The sequence below is a fragment of the Pseudomonas sp. A014 genome, assembly GCF_052378495.1.
Classification (GTDB): Bacteria; Pseudomonadota; Gammaproteobacteria; order Pseudomonadales; family Pseudomonadaceae; genus Aquipseudomonas; species Aquipseudomonas machongensis.
On record NZ_CP199001.1, the window covers coordinates 2872791 to 2891476 of the forward strand.

The 18686-nt window shown below is 53.9% G+C and carries 15 protein-coding genes; 10 read left to right on the forward strand and 5 right to left on the reverse strand.

All coding sequences use genetic code 11. The features are described 5' to 3' along the window. Positions 1 to 63 precede the first annotated feature (63 nt). The gene (locus tag ACTYOL_RS13155) at positions 64 to 990 is read right to left on the reverse strand and encodes a tyrosine-type recombinase/integrase (protein WP_444758069.1); all 927 of its coding nucleotides are present in this window, start codon (positions 988 to 990) and stop codon (positions 64 to 66) included. Between the two features lie 217 nt (positions 991 to 1207). Between ACTYOL_RS13155 and ACTYOL_RS13160 the strand changes: the two genes are divergently transcribed. Continuing rightward, positions 1208 to 2200, forward strand: a complete 993-nt coding sequence (locus tag ACTYOL_RS13160; RefSeq protein ID WP_444758070.1) for a DNA-binding protein — start codon at positions 1208 to 1210, stop codon at positions 2198 to 2200. Positions 2201 to 2433: 233 nt separating this feature from the next. Here ACTYOL_RS13160 and ACTYOL_RS13165 read toward each other — a convergent pair whose 3' ends face one another. Continuing rightward, positions 2434 to 3387 (reverse strand): helix-turn-helix transcriptional regulator, encoded by a 954-nt coding sequence (locus ACTYOL_RS13165; RefSeq protein WP_286099881.1) that lies wholly within the window; start codon positions 3385 to 3387, stop codon positions 2434 to 2436. Positions 3388 to 3462: 75 nt separating this feature from the next. Here ACTYOL_RS13165 and ACTYOL_RS13170 point away from each other — a divergent pair, with 75 nt between their 5' ends. From ACTYOL_RS13170 to ACTYOL_RS13205, 8 genes are all read left to right on the forward strand, one after another. Continuing rightward, entirely contained in the window at positions 3463 to 7191 is a 3729-nt protein-coding gene (locus tag ACTYOL_RS13170; protein ID WP_444758071.1) for an ATP-binding protein, read from the forward strand. Beyond that, positions 7188 to 7835 carry a hypothetical protein gene (locus ACTYOL_RS13175; RefSeq protein ID WP_286099879.1) on the forward strand — a complete coding sequence of 216 codons (648 nt, stop codon included), beginning with the start codon at positions 7188 to 7190 and terminating at the stop codon, positions 7833 to 7835. The genes ACTYOL_RS13170 and ACTYOL_RS13175 overlap by 4 nt, the downstream gene beginning before the upstream one ends. After that, positions 7832 to 9073 (forward strand): hypothetical protein, encoded by a 1242-nt coding sequence (locus tag ACTYOL_RS13180; RefSeq protein ID WP_286099878.1) that lies wholly within the window; start codon positions 7832 to 7834, stop codon positions 9071 to 9073. Before ACTYOL_RS13175 ends, ACTYOL_RS13180 begins: the two co-directional genes overlap by 4 nt. Beyond that, on the forward strand, positions 9070 to 9918 hold the full coding sequence (locus ACTYOL_RS13185; protein ID WP_286099877.1) for a DUF7281 domain-containing protein: 849 nt from the start codon (positions 9070 to 9072) through the stop codon (positions 9916 to 9918). The genes ACTYOL_RS13180 and ACTYOL_RS13185 overlap by 4 nt, the downstream gene beginning before the upstream one ends. A 172-nt stretch (positions 9919 to 10090) precedes the next feature. After that, on the forward strand, positions 10091 to 10657 hold the full coding sequence (locus ACTYOL_RS13190; RefSeq protein ID WP_444758072.1) for a hypothetical protein: 567 nt from the start codon (positions 10091 to 10093) through the stop codon (positions 10655 to 10657). 2 nt (positions 10658 to 10659) lie between these two features. Next, positions 10660 to 12606 carry a caspase family protein gene (locus ACTYOL_RS13195; RefSeq protein WP_444758073.1) on the forward strand — a complete coding sequence of 649 codons (1947 nt, stop codon included), beginning with the start codon at positions 10660 to 10662 and terminating at the stop codon, positions 12604 to 12606. Between the two features lie 355 nt (positions 12607 to 12961). Then, the gene (locus tag ACTYOL_RS13200) at positions 12962 to 13528 is read left to right on the forward strand and encodes a hypothetical protein (protein WP_286099874.1); all 567 of its coding nucleotides are present in this window, start codon (positions 12962 to 12964) and stop codon (positions 13526 to 13528) included. A gap of 264 nt (positions 13529 to 13792) precedes the next feature. After that, complete coding sequence (locus tag ACTYOL_RS13205) at positions 13793 to 14212, forward strand: hypothetical protein (protein WP_286099873.1); 420 nt, start codon at positions 13793 to 13795, stop codon at positions 14210 to 14212. A gap of 609 nt (positions 14213 to 14821) precedes the next feature. Here the strand turns inward: ACTYOL_RS13205 and ACTYOL_RS13210 are convergent. Then, a complete protein-coding gene (locus ACTYOL_RS13210; protein ID WP_444758074.1) occupies positions 14822 to 15277 on the reverse strand; it encodes a hypothetical protein in 456 nt (151 codons plus the stop codon). A 111-nt stretch (positions 15278 to 15388) separates the two neighbouring features. Between ACTYOL_RS13210 and ACTYOL_RS13215 the strand changes: the two genes are divergently transcribed. Beyond that, positions 15389 to 15667 (forward strand): hypothetical protein, encoded by a 279-nt coding sequence (locus ACTYOL_RS13215; protein WP_444758075.1) that lies wholly within the window; start codon positions 15389 to 15391, stop codon positions 15665 to 15667. 63 nt (positions 15668 to 15730) lie between these two features. On the opposite strand, the gene ACTYOL_RS13220 is transcribed toward ACTYOL_RS13215, so the two are convergent. Continuing rightward, positions 15731 to 16483 carry an SIR2 family NAD-dependent protein deacylase gene (locus ACTYOL_RS13220; RefSeq protein ID WP_444758076.1) on the reverse strand — a complete coding sequence of 251 codons (753 nt, stop codon included), beginning with the start codon at positions 16481 to 16483 and terminating at the stop codon, positions 15731 to 15733. Between the two features lie 1157 nt (positions 16484 to 17640). Continuing rightward, positions 17641 to 18642, reverse strand: a complete 1002-nt coding sequence (locus tag ACTYOL_RS13225; protein WP_444758077.1) for a metallophosphoesterase — start codon at positions 18640 to 18642, stop codon at positions 17641 to 17643. Positions 18643 to 18686 lie beyond the last annotated feature (44 nt).

Consider the following 18686-nt stretch of genomic DNA (forward strand, 5'->3'; position numbering starts at 1 on the left):
ATTTGAGGCGATCCCTCACCCCTGCCTTCTCGCGCCGGCGCTCACCGGCGCGCACTTTAGCAGTCAGTCTATCTTTCTGATGAGCCCGCCAAATTGCTGTGCAGGTTCTACATAGCGAAGCGCAGATTTCATGTCGCTCCATCCCACGTATTCCATAAGCGTTTTTATGTCCCAGCCTGAACTTGCCGCCCAGGTTGCAAATCCTCGCCGGATCGAGTGGGCACTGTAGATCTCGGACGGCAACCCACACCGTTCCAGAGTGTCTCGAAGGAGCGGGATCAGGCTGTGGGCTGCAAGCGGGCGATCGCTGATATTACCCCAGCGATCAATGCCCCTGAACACGCCACCGTGTGTTAGACCGGCAGCTTCGATCCAATTCAAATACGCCTCCACTGGGCAGAGCTTGCTCAACGACGGTGTCTTGTACTCGCGACCGATGTTCTGCCGATCTCCTTTGGTCGAACCCAGATAGAACCTGATCCCGACGTAGCGCTCGGCATGCGTGTTCTCGATCGTGAGCCTGGCCAGCTCATCTCCGCGGAACCCTCTCCAAAAACCGATGGTGAAGAGGGCGATATCACGAGTCGCCTTCAGCAAAGCGGTCATGTTGCCGACAGCACGTGCCCGGGCAACTTCATCTTCGAGGTGCGCCACTGCCTTTTCGAGATGCAACAGCGCTAGAGGGGCTGCCTGCTTTTGCTGGACTGGGTGTAGCGCCCGAATACCCTTCAATAACTGCCTAACCTTGGGTGCTTTGGTGGGGTCGGGGAAGCCGTTGCTCTGATGCCAGTTAGCAAGAGCAGCCAGACGCTGTTTGAGCGTGCTAAGCGCCAGCTGGTCAGCGTACTCAGCGATGTAGCGCACTACTGACTCTGTGGTTGTGGGTAGGTATCCACCCCAGGTCACTTCGAAATGGGTGAGGGCGGCTGCATAGCTTTTCGACGTGTTCTGACGAACGCTCGCTTCTAGGTATCTGTCTGCCTTGCTCACCACTTCTACCACCTAATTTACCCGTTTCGAGCCGGCGGTGGCTCGCTTCCATCATTTGTACCGCCTTTCAGGCCATTTTACCCCTGCTCATAAGGCTGACAAGCGATAAACCTCGATTATGGCTTACCAGAAATCTTGGTATAAAGTCACTTTTTGCATGGTAAAGTGCCATGTAATTACATGAAACGTAAAACAGTACGAAATCGTAGGAGTGATCATGGCTAGAGGCGGCATTAACCTGGCGCTGGTGCGCAAAGCTCGTGAAGCGCTGGTAGCCCGAGGCCAGAACCCGAGCATCGACGCGATTCGCATAGAGCTTGGAAATACCGGCTCAAAGACGACAATTCAACGCTATTTGAAGGAAATCGAGGCTCATGACCCTCGACCATCAGCTTCCCCTTCGAGGTTAAGCGATGAGCTGACTGAGCTAGTGGGCAAGATGCTGGAGCGCTTGCTGGAGGAAGGGAACGAGGCGCTGGCGCATGAGCGCGCCTCCTTCGATCTTGAACGCCAGGCGATGAAGCAGGAGGTCGGTACACTTCAAAGTCAGCTAGACCAAGCGAAAGACGAGATAGCCACTCTGCAGTCAGCTATGCAAGCGCAGGATGAAGATCTCAAAACGACTCATTCCACGCTGCAAACTGAGCTTACCCGCAACGCCAGGCTTAGCCAGAGCTGCACTGATCTAGAGGTGCGGGTTCAAGAGAAGGATGGGCAGATCCAATCCTTGGAGCAAAAGCATGCACATGCCCGGGAGGCCCTCGAACACTACCGTGCTTCGGTCAAGGAGCAGCGAGACCAGGATCTGAGCCGCCATGAATCCCAGGTCTATCAGATGCAGCAAGAGCTGACAGTCATCCAGCAGACGCTAATGGTTAAGCAAGAGGAGATCAGTCGACTCATTCGTGACAATGAGCGATTGATTGGCGAGAGTCGCCAGCAGACCAAAGAGATTTCGCAGCAGCGAGATGCTCTCGAGCGCTTGAAAGGAGATCTCGGCATCGCGAACGCAGCAATTGCTCGAGGCGAAGGCGCCAAGGAGCTTTTGACGCAGCAATTGGAGGCGAAGGCCAAGGATGTAATCGACGCACGATCGGATGCTACAGCAGGCCAGCAGCGAGAGAGCGAATTGGTCAAAAGGCTTGAAAAAGCTGAAGTGGAGCTCAGCACCTACCGTACCGCCAAGGAAGTTGACGACCCTGGCCGCTAGCGCCCTGAGCAGCAAAAATTCATCCCATGCTGGGATTGCTTGGAGTGATGCACCAATTGAGGAGGTCAGGAAGGCGCCTGCATCTGCATGAGCACTCGGCGCCAGGCCGGCTGGCCATAGGGCTGCAAGGCAACGTTGCTTACATTGCCTTCAGCTCATAGATGGTGGACGGCCCCGAGTCGAGGTCGGCAGCTCAATACGCAGGGCAACCATGGGGCTGCGCTACCCCAGCATTACTTCCCGTCGATACGCGGATAGCCGGGAGCCAACTCGAGGTTATGAACCCCATAAAGCGCCAATGGATTTTTCAACCAGAGACGAAATTCAAGTGGATTGAGAGAGTGATCAGGACTGCAGTCAACTGACCACTGACGGAGGGCGTAACCGACTACAGCAGAGCGGAGCCGAATCTTCAGCGTAGCGCTTTCATCCATACCAAAGTCGAGCAGCGCGGTCTCTGGCCGCCCGAGCTGAGGATGAGGCACAAGCTCCAACTCTACTCGGTGATTCCACTGATCATCCTCGTCCATTTGTTCGTGTGGGAGTACAGCTCCCTCAACCGCGCTCACACCCGTAATACGAGTGATCGCGAAATCCCTGAATTGACCGCTCTTCCGATCAAATCCGCGCACATGCCATCTCTGGCCATTGTCGAACAGCGCATAGGGAACAAACTCCCGTTCGCTTTTCTCACGCAGGGACTCGTATTCAATCCTCACCGCGTGCCCACGCTTAATCCCTCGGCAAATAGACGCAAGAGTGTCTAACCGGGGCTTCGCAAGCTGTGGTTGAGCCAGGCAGGGGATACCTGGAGTCCAGGTGGATGGCTCTGCATCACCAAACCCTCGACTAACCCAGGTGAGTACCTGCTCAGAAGTGAACTCAAAAATCGGCTTGAAATCGTCGGCCGGCTCATAGGCCTTCGTACGATTATCAAAAGTCAGATTCTGTGGAGCTAGTCGTCGATAAAGCGCCAGGTCGCGAGTGGCTGCAGCTGTCTGTAGCTCAAAACGCTGAACGATGTCTTGGCGCGAGACTGCCCCACAAAACCACGCCTGGAGCTCGATGAAAGCCAGTCGATCGCGCTGCTTCTGCGACAGCTGCGGAAGTTCTTCGGTCGAACTCACTGTATAAAACCTCAGTTGCAAGCTTGCACCGGGATCGTTATCGTCCAGGCACAAGATCATTATGATCTCTAGTGGCGCTCATTTTAGCTGGTCGCTTGTGGGCACGCCACGTGACTCCTTCCTCAGAGGTTTGCTATGTCACGTTTGCTCCGCATCGTTCTGATTGACTCTCTTTGTGCCGGCGACAAGGCCGAAGTGCTTGTTGATGCCAATACCTGCCTGACAGGTACCAATGGCATTGGTAAATCGACCTTTCTGAAGCTCATTCCACTTTTCTACGGAGCCAGTGCCGGCAGGATGGTCAAGGCGGGGACAAACACATCCAGCTTTGCCGACCACTATCTGCCTAGCTTCACTAGCTACATCGTTTTTGAGTACCTGAATCATGAGAATGTGCCGCGATGTGCAGTGCTTCATCGCTCCTCATCAGGGTACGCGTATCGCCTGGTAAGCAGTCCTTGGGATGCCGAGCTTTTGTACGTAGATCAAACCATTGGTCTTTTAGTCGAGCCGAGCAGTCTACAGCGTCGTGCTGCGAATATGCGAATCGACTGCACTCCGGAGCTCACTCCACGCGACTACCTTAGGGTCATCCAGTACAACACAGGTGTAGCTGACCTTGAAGGCATCAATTCTTCCGACCGCAAACGCTTGATTGCAGCCCTTCGACGTACCTATTCGCTCGCACCTTTTAGGCACCATTTTGGTGGCATCGATAACCTGATGTTCTCGCTTTTGGAGTCTAAAGGCACGTTTGACTCCATGAAATCGGCTATGAAGGAGATCCTTCAGCAAGAGACTGGAGTCGAGAGCGTGGATCTCTCAGGGATGGATTTAGCTGCATTCACCGGCGCGGTTGATAGCCGTGCCAGCTACCTGATCATGGAGTCTCGCATCCGGCCGTTAATCAATCGCCTCTCAGAGCTGCATCCGCGCTTAGTAACCAATGAGGGGCAGCAAGGTCGACTGAAACGGATTGCGTCAGATCAGCACGAAAAGGCTTTGGCTGGAAAGGTGAACCTTCAGGAGCAAATTGAAGAGGCTCGTAAGCGCGAAAGCACTGCAACGGACGTTTACAACGACAAAAATGAAGCTGTCCAGGAGCGCCTAGGGAGTGCGCGTCGGGCAGAGAGAGAAACAGTAGCTGATGTTGAGAAGCTGAACGCTCAACGCGCTGATTTTGAGAAAAGTATCATCCCATCTTTGATGAATGATTACCTCTCAAGAACAGCGATCGAGGAAGGCCTCCGTGTCTTGAACGAGGAGCACACCGTGCTCGTTGATCAGGGCCAGGGAATCCAACACCGTTATGAAAGGCTGGAGGGAGATCTCATTCGCTCGGTTCTTGAGCGCAAGGCGAAGCGTACTCAAGAGGCCGATTCCAAGCAGGCAGATCTCAGGGCACAGTCGCTCGCGCAACTAGAACAGCTTGAGCAACAGACCGAATTGGTTCGTGAAAAGCACGCTGCCGAGCTCGAAGCCCACGATAGCAAAAATACAATTCTAGCCACAGCCCTTGCTGAGCACAGGAAGCAGGCTGCGTTCCTGGAATCAATACGGTTGCTTCCGGAGGCTGCGGAAGCAATCCAAAATGAGCAAAGAGCTGTGCAGGCTATCCGTGACGAGCTGGACAAGATATCGGTTGAGCTCTCCGCGCATGAAGCAGAGCAACGCCGCTTCGCTAAAGATCAACAGGCCGTAGCGGATGATCAGCAACACCTAGTAAGTCGCCGGGAACAACTGCGTGCTGAAGTGGACTTGTTGAGTCGCCAGCTCAATCCGAGTGATGACACGTTGCTGGCGTTTCTCCGTGCTGAGTGCCCTGCATGGGAGCAATCCATTGCTCGCGTTATCAATCCTGAAATTCTGCTGCGGTCTGACCTGTCACCGACTGGAGCGCTAGATACATCAGGCTTTTACGGAATTCAGTTAGATCTGGATCGGCTTCAGCCTGTAGCGCAGGCCAACAGCGATGCCATCGAGTCGAGCCTAGCACTGGCGAACCAGCACCTGGTGGAGATTGAGGAGGAACAGCAACATCTCAGTCGCAAAGCTGCTGGTCTTTCGGAGCAACGGAGGCTTCATCAGGCAGGGCAGGCTGAGATTATTGGGCGCCAGAACAAGTATCTTGAAAACATTAAGGCCCTGCAAGGGTTGATCTCTACGTTAGAGCAGGATGGGGCAGAACAAATTGCGCACGAGCGGTCACTGTGTTCCAGCGCCGTAGCTGAGGCTGTGCAGCAACTTAACCTTCACGGCACCCAACGCCAGGAGCTCAAGGACACTCAGCGAGGGTACGTTGAGAACCTTAAAGCTATCGTGGAGAGGATTAAGGCGGAGACAGCGGCTCAGCTGGGAGAGATCGATCGCTTAAAAAAAGCTGCCTGCGACGAGCTCGACCAGGAGAAGGAGGAAAAGCTCAAGTCCTACCATCAAGCGCGATTGAATGAGCTCTCCGAAGCTGGGGTGGATGCCGCAATCATCTCAAAGCTTGAGGAAGAGATAGCAGCTATAAATGCGAAGCTCACCTTACTCAGCCAGTATCAGTCCGAGCTTCGCAACTATCAGCTCTGGCTCAAGGATGACCTTCCTAAACTGCCGGCCCTTGAGGCAGCTCGCCTTCAGGCAGCCGAAATGACGAGCCGCATTCTTGATGAGGTTCGCGAGCTGGTACAAGCCCGTAACGAGCAAGTAAGTGCATTTAGGGCCGCCCAGTCGGCGCTCAACGAACAGCTTTCACAGATCGAGGTGGGCCTGCTGATCCTCTCTTCCGTCCTGAAGCGCTTGGAGTTCACCCCTTTCGTGAACTCTGATTTGGACAGCTTGCGGAAACTTACAGCGGCCGACATAGAGAGCGAGGTGGGGCGCCTCCAGCGAGATGCCCAGAGCCAGCGGACTGAAGGCCGCAATCTCTTCCGAAAAATCGAACTGGAGGCCATGGGCGGCCCGCGGGACACTGCTGAGTACGATGCTATTCAAGACATCGCTACTCGATCACGCCACGCTGACGCAACTGGCGAGCGAGCGTGGTTCCACGCCACACCTGAACTGCTGATTTATCTCGCAGAAGGCCATGACGTGCAGCGCAGCAAGCTGATTACTCGTACTCGAGCGCTTTGCACCCAGGTGGCCGAAAATCAGTCCGTGCTCAATGGCCTGCATCGGTCGATCATGGAGCTAGGCCGCAAGGCAACGAAGAAGGTGAACGAGGTACTTGCGGCGTTTCCGCAGTTCACGAATTTTGAGTTCCGAGTGGTTTCCAGGATCCACGATATCAGTGCATGGGATGATATTGATGCTCTCGTCGATCAGTACAACCGCTGGCGGGTTAAGCCTGCTGGTGAAATCCCCACAGACGCCCTCAATGAACGCCTGATCTCCATGCAACGACGGATGAAGGCTGGGGGCTGGCTTTCAACAAAGCTTGCTGACTGTTTCGACGTTTCTTTGAGCTGGATGGTCAACGGCGTGCAGAAGGTTGCCTTCAACACGGCAGACTTGGGAGATGGGCTTAGTACGGGGCAGCTCAAAATCATCGTAGGGATGATCTATCAGGCCCTTTTTGAACTCATTCGACGAGATGCTGACTTCGATTTGCTGCTGCCGATCGATGAAGCCCTGGAGCTGGATGTGAACAACGCATATACGTTGCTCAAGTATTTCAACGCTCGTAACTCTCAGCTCATGCTGGGTTTCCCAGGCGGTGCGCCTGAGCTTATCCGGCACTTCACCCACCTCTATGCGCTTGATCGCCGTCCTTCCGGCGCAGTTTACGTCAAACAGTACCAAGCACCTGAGACTGATAGGCTGGCTGCTCTGAATGAAGAGCTGGAGCTTGATGAAGAGCAGGAGATCATCGCATGAGAGATGCCCTCGAAAGCCTGTTGGCAGGACGCTTTATCTGCCGGTACTCTGCTCCAGAGCTCTACAACCAGCTATGCAACGCGACATATGCTCGCTCCATTGAGCAAGCTCTGCAGCCACTGGGGAGGACTCTCGGTTGCTTGGGAGACCTTGAGCAACCAAGTGCGTTCTTCTCTCGCTTCGTAAATCTGTCCCACCCTAAAGACCGCGCTGCAGCCTCAGAAGATTTCAAGCGAATCCGAGATGCAATCTGGCCGGTTGTAGAGTTTATTCAGCTATGCGCGCGTGCCGGGCGTGGTGATGCCTGCCTAGCGCCCGGAGAGGAAGTATTCACTGCAGAGTTACTGACCCAGGTAGAGAGCAGCACAATCTGTGCTGATCTGCTGCGTGATCTTGCTGGGCATACCTTTTTCCGTAAATCCAAGCGCGGCGAGAGCCACAGTGACAAGCTCTCCGTGGTGCTCAAAACGATGGAGGAGGAGGGCTATTTGATCAGAAAGGGGACTGCATCCTCTATCTACATAGCTACTGGAAAAATGGCTTATCTCTACAGAGCCATGTCCTGGATCGTTGAGCACCAGAAATTGCTGCCCGAAGCCGAGATTGAGCCAGCTGGTGACGCGCAGAGTGAGTTCATCCTGTGAGAGCAGAAGATTGGGCAACACTCGGAAAACACCTGATTGCCAACGCCTCAACCCTTGAATTGATTGTCCAGGCGGACGAAGAAGGCGCAAGCAAGCCAGAGATCATGACCAACGGCATTATGTGGCTGATCAGACAGCACCTTGTCGACGAGTTTGAGGGCAGTCTTCATCCTTCATCGCTCTTGATCGACTTGGGCGTAAGGATCAGCTCGCAGCGCTTTGAGCTTTCGGCTCCCGACCTTGAAGAGTTGCTGGTCAAGATTGAGCAGGCTTGTGAGCGCTTCCAATCAGCTAAGGATTTCTCTCTCGCAGACGCTGATAGGGAGCAAAGGTCGATTTGGCTTGCCGTTCGACAGGTGGTGACTCATCTGCGCGATGAGCATCGGGCAGCGACTGAGTTTATCGAGGGTAGGTACGGTTTTTCTCCTAGATTCGAAGACCGTCTGCGTGACATTCGGCAGGCTGTCGAACGACTGGAGCGCTTGGCTAACAAGCTCGATTCGTTTGAGTACAACAAGCTTTCAAGCTGGTGTTTCAGCGATAGGACATTACGCCGACTGCTGATCACTACCCTTCACAATGCAGTTATGAGGGAGCGAACTCGCCTGGTTGATCTGATCAAAAGGCTCGACCAGCTGGGAGTTACTGTCAGAAAACGCAATCGCATGCGCCAGGTCGTGCTCGCCGTCGAGAGCTGGCTCCAAGCTGGGAATGTGCCAGACCTGGATGACATTCTGGATCGGGCGGACGCCGCGGAGTGGGTCAGTGCTTCACCGTTAGCTCTTGGAGGCTACCTTCATCCTCCAGTGGAAGACTCACAAGCAATTGACGACATGGCGCTTCTTATTCAGTCGCTGCCCGCTCCCAAGGTAAGGAAGGCGAGTGAAGATCCTAGGGCCAGGGCGCCGGCACGCGTTATACCCACTGAGGTGGAGGTCGTAGAAGCTCCAATTCCTTTTGCCCAGCCGCACCTGGAGGCAATGCTAGAGGCCTTAAAAGAGAGCCGGACACCGCAGAGCGCTAGCCGTTATTGGGCCGACAATGCCGAACGGGAGTATGGCGTTAACGTGTGGCTGTACGCACTTGACGCCTACTATCGAAACCTCGTGGTCGTTGCGGAAAAGACTGAAAAGCCACTGCGATATGTGCTTGAACCTGTAGCTGAACCCATGCCGAGAGGTATCGCGAACCAGGTAGTGACTGACCTAACCCTACGCATCAAGAGACGCGGCGAATGAGTGACCACAGCGTTTTACGCAGCAAGCGAAGCATAGAGATGATCAGCACCCTCGTGCGCATGGGGCATGACAGTGTTGGGTTGGGCAAGCTATGGAAGACGATTCATCAACACTACGGAGTCGGTGAGATCAGTGGTAGCAAGCTATTGCTAAGTCCTGCTGATCGCCAAGCACTCAGGAACCTGCTGATCGATAAAGCCAAGTGGGATCCCATGGAGGCAAGGAAGGTTGAGGGTTCAAGGATAGAGCTCGCCGGCCGCTCTCGGGTAGAGAAGGCATCTAACGAGGTCATCAGCCGAAACCTGGTACTGGTTAGCAGCCCAGAGGGTAAGGTGGTCTTGGCTGAGCGCCAGTATGAGATTCCTGAAGGTGGCTCACTGGCTATCCCTGCAGATCTCGTAGCTGGCCTCGATTGTTTCGTCATGATCGAAAACCTAGAGGTTCTCTTGCAATCACACCTCTATCAAATGCCGGCAGAACTGGTGGGTGCACCGTGGGTATTTAGAGGGTCACCACAATTTTCAATCGCAACTGCTGCGGCCTTGGCTAAAGCGACACCGAGCGTCTACTACTTCCCGGACACTGATCCTCAGGGGCTTGCCAACAGCTTAAACGCTGCCAGTTGCTGTGGGATTGTAAGCTGCACGCTTGACGGGCTACATGAGCTGAAAGCAAAGGAGCTGGATAAGCCTCATGACTACATGACCCAGGCGCACATGATGGATGGCTTGCTCAAGTCAGGTCATCCATTGGCGTGCCTCCTCAAGGATCTTCGCACCGGGTTTAGCCAGGAATCAATGGCTAGGCAGAAGCTGAAAATCTGGTCTGACGCGCCCCTGGCATAGGGCAGGTAAGTCAGTGCTGACATGCTTCGCTGGAGCTTCTTGCTTGGCACTTTTCTCGCGTCTCTGGTGAAGGCGTTATGGCATTATCGGGTTCAGCTAGGGCAACGGGTTAGGAGCAATGATGCGCGATAGGAATCACCCATTTCCATTCGACTCCCAGGCGGAGGGCGTGATGAAAGCATTCGTCAAAGAAACTGGCGAGGAGCTTCGAAATGCCCAGAAGCAGGTAGGGGGAGGCGAGAACGCCCTTGTCTTCAACCATGGCGGCTCTTGGCAGTCTCACCACAGCTATGCGCCAGATCGAGTTGCTCAAGCACAGACGCTTTCTCATGAAACCTGGCTCGATATGGAGGATGTCATGATAGGGCGGCTAGACGTAATCGAACGTACAAAGAAAGAAATTGTTAACAGTATGGCTGAGAGTTTTGAGCGGTTTCTCTATCAGATGCTGTCAGACACCTGTGAAGAAAGTGGAAACGTCATTGACGGGAATGGAAAAAGCATAGGGGAGCACCTGCTCGAAACTATCAATAGCATTGAGTTCTCAGTAAACAAGGATGGAACGATATCGCGCCCGGAGCTCAGGGGCAGCCCAGCCACTGCAAAGCTCATTGAAAATGATCCCTCCACTCGCTCACCAGAGTTCCAGGCCAAATTGGTAGAGATTCTGAGACGCAAGGTATGGGAGGCAATCGCACGAGAGGCCGAGCGTAAAGCAAAATTCACCAGGAAAATGTAGTTATGGCTGCCCGAGTCTTACTGTGTATCGGATGTGATGGTTACGAGCATATGGATACGCTCCGTGGCGCTGCGAGCGATGCGGCTGCTATCAAAACTGCATTGACCGCCGGAGAATTGAGCTGCACTTCTGCAGAGGACTCATACCTCCTGCTCAACCCAAATAGGGGTGACGTTGAGAACATATTCGTTGAGCTCCAGGATAAATACAGAGAGATCCAAAGCCTCACGATCTATTTTGCAGGCCATGGCGAAGAGGCTAACAACAGCTATTTTCTATGCCTACGAGACACTCGACCTGACCGTCTATCAACAACCGGTTATGCCATAAGCCGGCTATTTGAGTTCTTCAACGAATTGAAGGCCGCTCACTGCAACGTCATCATTGACGCCTGCAGCGCAGCCGGCTTGGTTTCCAACCTCAATGTCCTACTAAAGCCTGAGGTCATCGGCAAGTCGAAAACCTTCGGTGTCTCATTCTTTGTCTCTTCTGCCTCTAATCAATATGCCTATGAGGATGACTGTGGAGGCTACGCTACGGCAGCTTTACTGGAAGTCTTGCAGGGAAAACTGGACACTGGCTCACGAGCTAGATATCTCGACCTGGTTGACATCGGGCGGCCCGCAGCTCAACACGTTTCCGAACAAACCAATGCTGAGCAAATGCCCTCGGTATGGGGGGTGAACCTTTATGGTCACATGCCGCTGTTTGGCAACCCTCACGCCAGTGATACCCATGCGACCTCGCTACTCGGCCTGACAGGCATCACTCCAGCATCGCCAGCCGGGCAGGCTATCAGTGAGCATTCCTCGGCACTCTACAGTCTGTTGTTTGCCCAAGATCAGGATTTAGGGCCCGATAAGCTCCTACCCGTGCTGTCTGAGTTCATGACTAGACTTGAGGCCTTTCCAGATGCACCAGCCGTTTTCATTGAGGGCATCTGGCATTCACTTGAGAAAAATGCTCGTCGCCATCAAAACTCTTTTGCGTTAGTCGAGCTGAGCGCTACATGTATTGCGCTGCTGCTAGAGTCATCTGGAAAAGATAGTAACTCAGCTGCATGTATCGCCGTGCTAGCGCAGCGGCTAATCGATGAGTGCGAGCGTTCATTGCTTGAGATTGTAAAGTCACTCCACTCGAACGAAAAAGCGCTCTGTAGGCATGGCATACCTGATCTTTTCTACCTTCCTCAGCGAATATCCAGGATTCTTGGCTGGAGCGCTGCTGCCTTGCACTTTGCTCATGAACTGGGTAACGACGACTCTGCCGTGCGCAGTTGCATGGAAGAAATCAGCGGCTACCTCACTACTCACTATGCAAGCGTGCTGGCGGGTATGAGTGAGGATGAGGCCCCATTCTGGGCAGTTTTCCTGACAGCCGTCAGTGCGACCGAAATGAATGGCCTTGGCGAGCTTGTTGTTAGCCTACTAATCAGCACACTCATTGACTGTGGGGGTGGGCTAGCTCGCCCCCTGCTCGAACCACCCCAGGCCTACAGCTACCTGTCGGCACGGGCGCGGAAGAACCCAGAAGGGCTGAAACAACTGAGCAGCTCACCGTCTGAAACACTCGCGCTAGTAATGCTTATCTGCAGTAAATTCGGCCTACGTGAAGAGCTCGATATGCATCTCGTAGACCTCGACCATGCACATCTCAATATTTTCATTCCGGATAGTCATCTGGCGTTCAACCACCCGGTCGTTCGCGCAGGAATCAACCATGTGTTCCAAATTGGTCACAAGGTCTGGAAGGTTGAAGAGCTCTTAGAGCGCTGGGACATAGCCTGCAAGCCCCAATTCCTGGGCGATAGCTCTCTCGCTCTGCGCGCCACTCGGATTGGGGCAATCTGTTCGGCACTCATCACTCCAGATCGGGTGCCTTGGTTCTTAGTGAATTATGTGCTTCACGGCGAGACCACTAGCAAGATACCGGAGAGCGCGCAGGCGTAGTAAAGGGGCTTCTGAACCAGCTAGCGCAGGTTAGCCGCAATGCCATATCATCGCCAGCCACGATTTCTATGTGCCATTCTTTTGGTTCTGCGCAGCGAATACTAGCAAGCTCGAATGCTCCAGATTTAACGTATCTCCACCGTCGGAGTGTCAGATCAGGACAGAGTGCAATCGAAATAGGAGGGAAAATGGCAGAAAAGCCAAGTAACACCGATAAACAGGTACCCCGTAGACGAGGGCAGGTCGACCAGGGTAAAGCCCTCAGAGACGAGTCATTTGAGAAGAAGGATCAAAATACCGTGTTTGACACTCTAGAACCACCAGCCCCTCGACCACGGCCAAGTAGAGGGAACTGATGAGCGATCTGGCAGATTCACTTCAGATAGATTGGGATAGGCAGATTTTTGCAATTCGCAGATCAATCCGCTACCACCTGAGGCGAACGGCCTACTTCGACGCCTTGGACAAGGTCACTAACATGGCTTCGGTCATGTTCGGTTCTGCAGCCATTTATGGAGTGCTAAGTAAAAAAGCCGAATCATTGGCACTGGTCATGTCAGCCCTGGTCACCTTCATCTCCACGATCAACCTAGTGGTTTCGAGCGCTCAGAGGGCGAGGGCTCACGCTGACTTCGTACGCCAGTACGTCGATCTAGAAAAACGCTTGCTTAGCCCTCCCAGCGAAGAAGAACTGCTCTCGATCAGGCAAGATCGATTAACGATCGAGGCTTCAGAGCCCCCTGTGCTGCATGTGCTAAATGCTATGTGCCACAACGAGGTTATGCGCTCCATGGGCTATGACCACACTGAGCTTGCCTCGATCGGTGCATGTCAACGCCTGTTCGCCCATTTCTTCGATTTCCGGGAACACAAGATTCGTGCCCCTAAACCACCAGTGTCTGATGAAACTGACGCAACCTAAGTCCACCGATGGAATGGCCATTCCCCACGTTGGTTCAATTGACCTAGCTGAGCTCACTGCAGCTTCGGTCGGGGGAGGGCATGTTAAGTCAGCTTGACCTCAATGCTATCCATCGCTGAGGAACCGCAGAAGGAGGGCATTGCTCAAAGCTCTGTCTTTTAAGGCAGAATTTCAAGGCTATGTTTTGGTTAGGCGAACGCGTCGAACACTATTACGATGGGGGCGAGAGCGAGCATGGGGCTCGCCTGAACGTTAGGAAGAAAGATGTTCGGATCATCATACGACCCTCGTTTTCCCATTCCCGAAATGACTACTGCCAATAAGTACATCAAGCAACTGGGGTGGGTGGGCACCCAATTGCTGACGCTGTGCTGGGCATTCGCGACAATCAATGTGAGCGCGTCGGTGCTCTTAGCTGTCGCTGTAGCCTGTGCCTTGTACCTAGCGTGCATCGGCAAAGGTTACCGTAAGGCGTATCCCCTCATCGCGGCTTCGATCTCAGGTATTGATCTGGTTCGCTTGTTCGCCAAAGCATGGCCTGCATTTTTGGCCATTATCATTGTCTCCGGCCTTGCCGTAGATGCGTTCACTTGGCAGCAAATGGGCGAGTTCAAGACCGAACTCATGGGGCTGGCAGCCTTACCATATGCGACCTGGATTGTGAAGAAACTCCTCGGAGACTAATCTCGCTCAGGATGAGGTGAGTGGTTCGTACGCGGATCACTCACCCCAGTTTGAATCTTCGGCTCCGTTAGCCGCGGAGAAGATGTCGAGGGTAGGATTTCTTAGCAACAACGACCTCGCCCTGCGAACAGGAAATGTCGTAAATGCGTCTTTTCTTTCAATAAAGCGACATTTCTTAAGGGGTACCCTTGAATCCAAAATTTAAAAACGGAGCTCTTTTGTTTGTCTCCAAAAGCAAAGCAGCGGTGTCCCTACCAGCTCTCAACCCGCCAGATAGAGCTGGCCTGCACGGTCGTTCTTTGGCTTTTTTGCACTTGATCTATTGCGAAGCGACTTTTTGAACGGTTTCAAAGGTAAATCTTGAGGAAATTGACTGTGTCCAGGCCCGCACGAACGATTGTCGCCTCTTTGGGGCCTGCAAGGCCCTCAGCTTGCTTTTGCAGCCAAATAGCATACAAATAAGCCTGATTTTTTTGTGGGTATTTGACATCTCGATCACACCCTGAGCGCAGGAGTACAAATATACCCTTCGCTAGATATTCACAAGTTGTCACGCCATCCTGGGGTGGTATTTGGCTTAGTCACAAGGTCAGCGCAAGCAGGTAGTCTCTAGCCACTGGCTTTCGGGACAAACATCCCGGCGATGATCCGAGCATCGAGCAACGCATGATGCGGAAGGTCTGATCCATCGTTAAGTGGCTCAAGGCTGAGTGCATTGGTTGGCGCCGGATAAACATTCTGCGGCCACTTACCTTCGTAGTACGCGAGTTCGCAGAACAGCTCCCAATCGTACTCCGGGGCATCAGTCACCACTGTAGTCATGCAATCGAATGAGCGTAGAAACGCCAACAGCCTGTCCCGGGCATCGAGCATGGGGCAGCTATAGCCGCCACCCCACAGCTGAGGGAGCACGATCTCTTTTACGAAATCGCTGCAGTCGTCCAGGTGCCATGTGTCGAGCAATTCGACATAAAATTCCCTGCCGTCTTCTGCTACCAGCGCCAGCGAAATCAGTTTTGCTGTGGCGTTGAGATGCGTGAATTCGCAATCTAGAAAAAGTCTCATCAGAAGGATCCTGTGCTACCAATGCTTCGTAAACGACTCACGATGCCTCAAGAAGGAATGCTCTGGAAAGCTGCGTTGGAACACCTGGGCCCCCAAGGAATTCTCGAAACCGTGGCTGATCTGCTGCGTTCGTTCGGGCCGAAACCCACCCGCAGCCAAAGGGAGTATCTCGAAAGGCAATGGCTAGGCGAGGACATTCTCAGGATAGTTAAGAGCGCTCAGGTGGAGGCGGGCATCGAAGCGCCAGGCCCGGACGATTTGCCCAATAGCGTTACGATCCTGGCGTGCTACAGCGATTACCTCGCAGACCGTCTCCTGCTGCTAGTGCCCGCTGACGTCCTCCCTCGTGAACTGGTGGGGAGGCGAATTGATGATGACCTGGGCGTCTGAAACGATAGAGTCTCTGTAGACTTACCCTACGCTGCAGACCGGAGGATAAGCGTCGAACACGCATCATCCAAAAGCTTGCTCAACGAGTGCTTTCATCATGTCTGCGGCCGAACCTTGGAGCCAAAGCTCCTGGCTGCAGACCTCTACACGAGCAGGATTGACGTGTATGACCTTCGCGCCTGCTCCTAACGCACGTAGGGGCAGCTCCGCGGCTGGATACACGACACCGGACGTACCGATCGAGAAGAACAGATCACAAGCACCTGAGGCAGCAAAAGCCGCGTCCCAGGCTTCGTCTGGAAGCATTTCTCCGAACCAGACGACTCCGGGTCTGATGTACCCGTGACATACCTCGCACCGCGGCGGCTCAAGACGGCAACCATCCACTGGTAATTCATCGGAAGATAGGGGAGCCATGTGAGCATTGCCGCAGTCAATGCATCTGGGTGAGTGAAGGCTGCCGTGAAGGTGGATCACGTCTCGGCTACCAGCTCGCTCGTGCAGGTTATCCACGTTTTGGGTCAGGACTGTCAGCTTAGGAACGTGCTTAGCTAGCTCTGCTATCGCGAGATGAGCTGCATTCGGCTGCGCCTGGAGCACCTTCAGCCTACGAGACTCATACCATCCCCAGCACAGACTAGGATCCTCTCGGAATGCTTCGGCAGTTGCCAGTTTGGCAGGGTCGAATCGAGACCAGAGACCAGTCAATGCATCTCTGAACGTTGGGATTCCACTTTTAGCGGATACGCCGGCGCCGGTGAAAATCACGACGTGCTTTGCTTCCTGCAACAGCTTAACGATGGTACTGAGGGGCATTGAGATATCCTGGAAACTCGTTTCCTGGAGGTTACCTGAGCCGGCCTGTTTGGTCATCGCGCAGCAGTGAGGGGGCAAGCAGCAGCGCTCACGAAGAGTCGCAAAATTGTCCAGAAAACCAAGCTGGCGCTACGGCGCAGGTTGAGGACGGGAGAGTGCTGCTCACATTAAATATAGCTGTATATACATGCAGTACATTTATTAGCTACGGAGAAACTCGTACTAATTGAGCGTATTTTGCATCGCTGGCGCTGATTGAACAGCACGGAGCAGGCTATCCTCGCGCAGACCGTCATTTTCTCGTAAGCCCCAGAACACGGGCCTCCCAGGCTAACTGAACTGTCTTTTCTGGACACTTACAAGACGGCAGCGTGCAGTGAGTATCAGATCTACGGACAGGAGACAGATGCTGTATGTATACACAGCACATGCTGCACGCGGACAAATCATTGCGTCCGATGGGTAGGCGGTTCGTTTTCCGAGATGCTAGGGTGAAGCTCTCGAGACACCATCCAACCCATCTAGAGGCACCAATGAAAAGGACAGGAAGTCGGCAGCGCGCAAGGGAAAGCATCGCGAGGATGATCGCAAAGATCCAGAGGCTCGAGACAGTACGTCACTCTGGGTATCCTGGAATCATTGAACGACTGAAGCGTATGTTTGGAGTTGCGCTCAGGACACAGCAGGGTGTCGAGAAGAACCGGCAATTACAGCAGAGCAGATGACTATACCGAGCACGATTACCTACCGATTTTCTGAACAAGCTTTGAGCTCCTGGGCGACCTACTGCCGAAGAGACAAGAATCAGCACCCTTGATCAATCGCTGGCGCCTGCAGCCTTGTCGCCACTGAATGATCTCCGAAACTTCTCCACCTGACTCTGGCACGGGTATCGCTCGCAAGCGGAGCGCGCGAGGTGTGAGGATCGAAGCCCACCGGGCCAAGACGAATGCGAAGCGGGCGGCTTGGTTCACGAAAGCCGGCCCAACGGGCACGCCCTGGAAAGCCCTTTATGCCTACTCGTCGAGCTCCAACCGACATACCGGCTTACCACATCGGGTCAAAATGAACGTATGACCTTTCTCTGCGAGCTTGATAACTCGACGAAAACGTCGACGTGCCTGACTCATGCTCATCACGTATTCCATAAAACCCTCTTAACCTAACAATCGTCGAAGAAGCCCTTCGACCTGTGTGTTCTCATACTTGGCGCATAGCTCGTCGAGCTTGGCGCCCCGACGCTCAACAGTCGTAAGGCTCAAACCATGCAGCGCGTTAAGCAGCCGCTGCTGCTCCTCAAGGCCTTCGCGAACCTCATGCCACATCGAACTGACCAGCTTCACCAATGACTCCAGTTCAACAGCTTGAACCTGTGTCTCGATGAGCTTGTTACTGTTCACCGTCGTCTTGAGAGCTTCTGCGCGCTGCTCAAGCTCCTCGAGCTGCTCACTCAAGCACTCAGCCTGGTCGATCGACGTGGCAACACCATCAATGAAGATTTTGTCTTCCTGAATGCTGTAGATGGCCAGCGAACCATCGGCGCCGCCGGTGACATCCAGCGCCAGCACGTTGCCTAACCTCAACGGCCGCGGAATCCACGTATGTCCGGTACAGACCCGCCATACGCCCGGGACACCTTCACGATGGTGCTTAACGATGCGATCTCGCCCCCACAGAGCGATCTCCTCCATCGCGGAATTGTTGAGTTGTTCCAGAAAGATCGACCAGGCCATGCCCTTCGGCACATCAGCATGCACGACCCCCACAACACCCCGATCCGACTGAACCTCAATGGCGATCGGCAAGCTCCGGAGCTTCCCAATGATCATCGCTTTGGACTCATCAGCAATCGTCATCCACCAGCCCGCGCCATGCGCAGAATAGCGAGCGTTGGGATTAGCCTCATAAGCGTCGATCAGCATTCGCTCGTGGTTGCCTTGGACGCTGAAGAACCAGGGCTCGCCGAGCAGCTTCAGCCCATCCAATACACCAGGCCCGCGATCAATCAGATCGCCCACAGCGATCAGCCGATCCTTAGCTTTATCGAAGCCCAATGCGTGCAGCCCGCGGTGGAGGTCTGTGGTTTTGAAGTGGATGTCTCCGACTACAAAGTCACGACCGTGGAGATTTTTGGGTAGCTGGAGAACCTTAGAATTCATGGGGCAGGGTAAGTCTCCGGTGCAATTGCCAGAAGTCGATAACC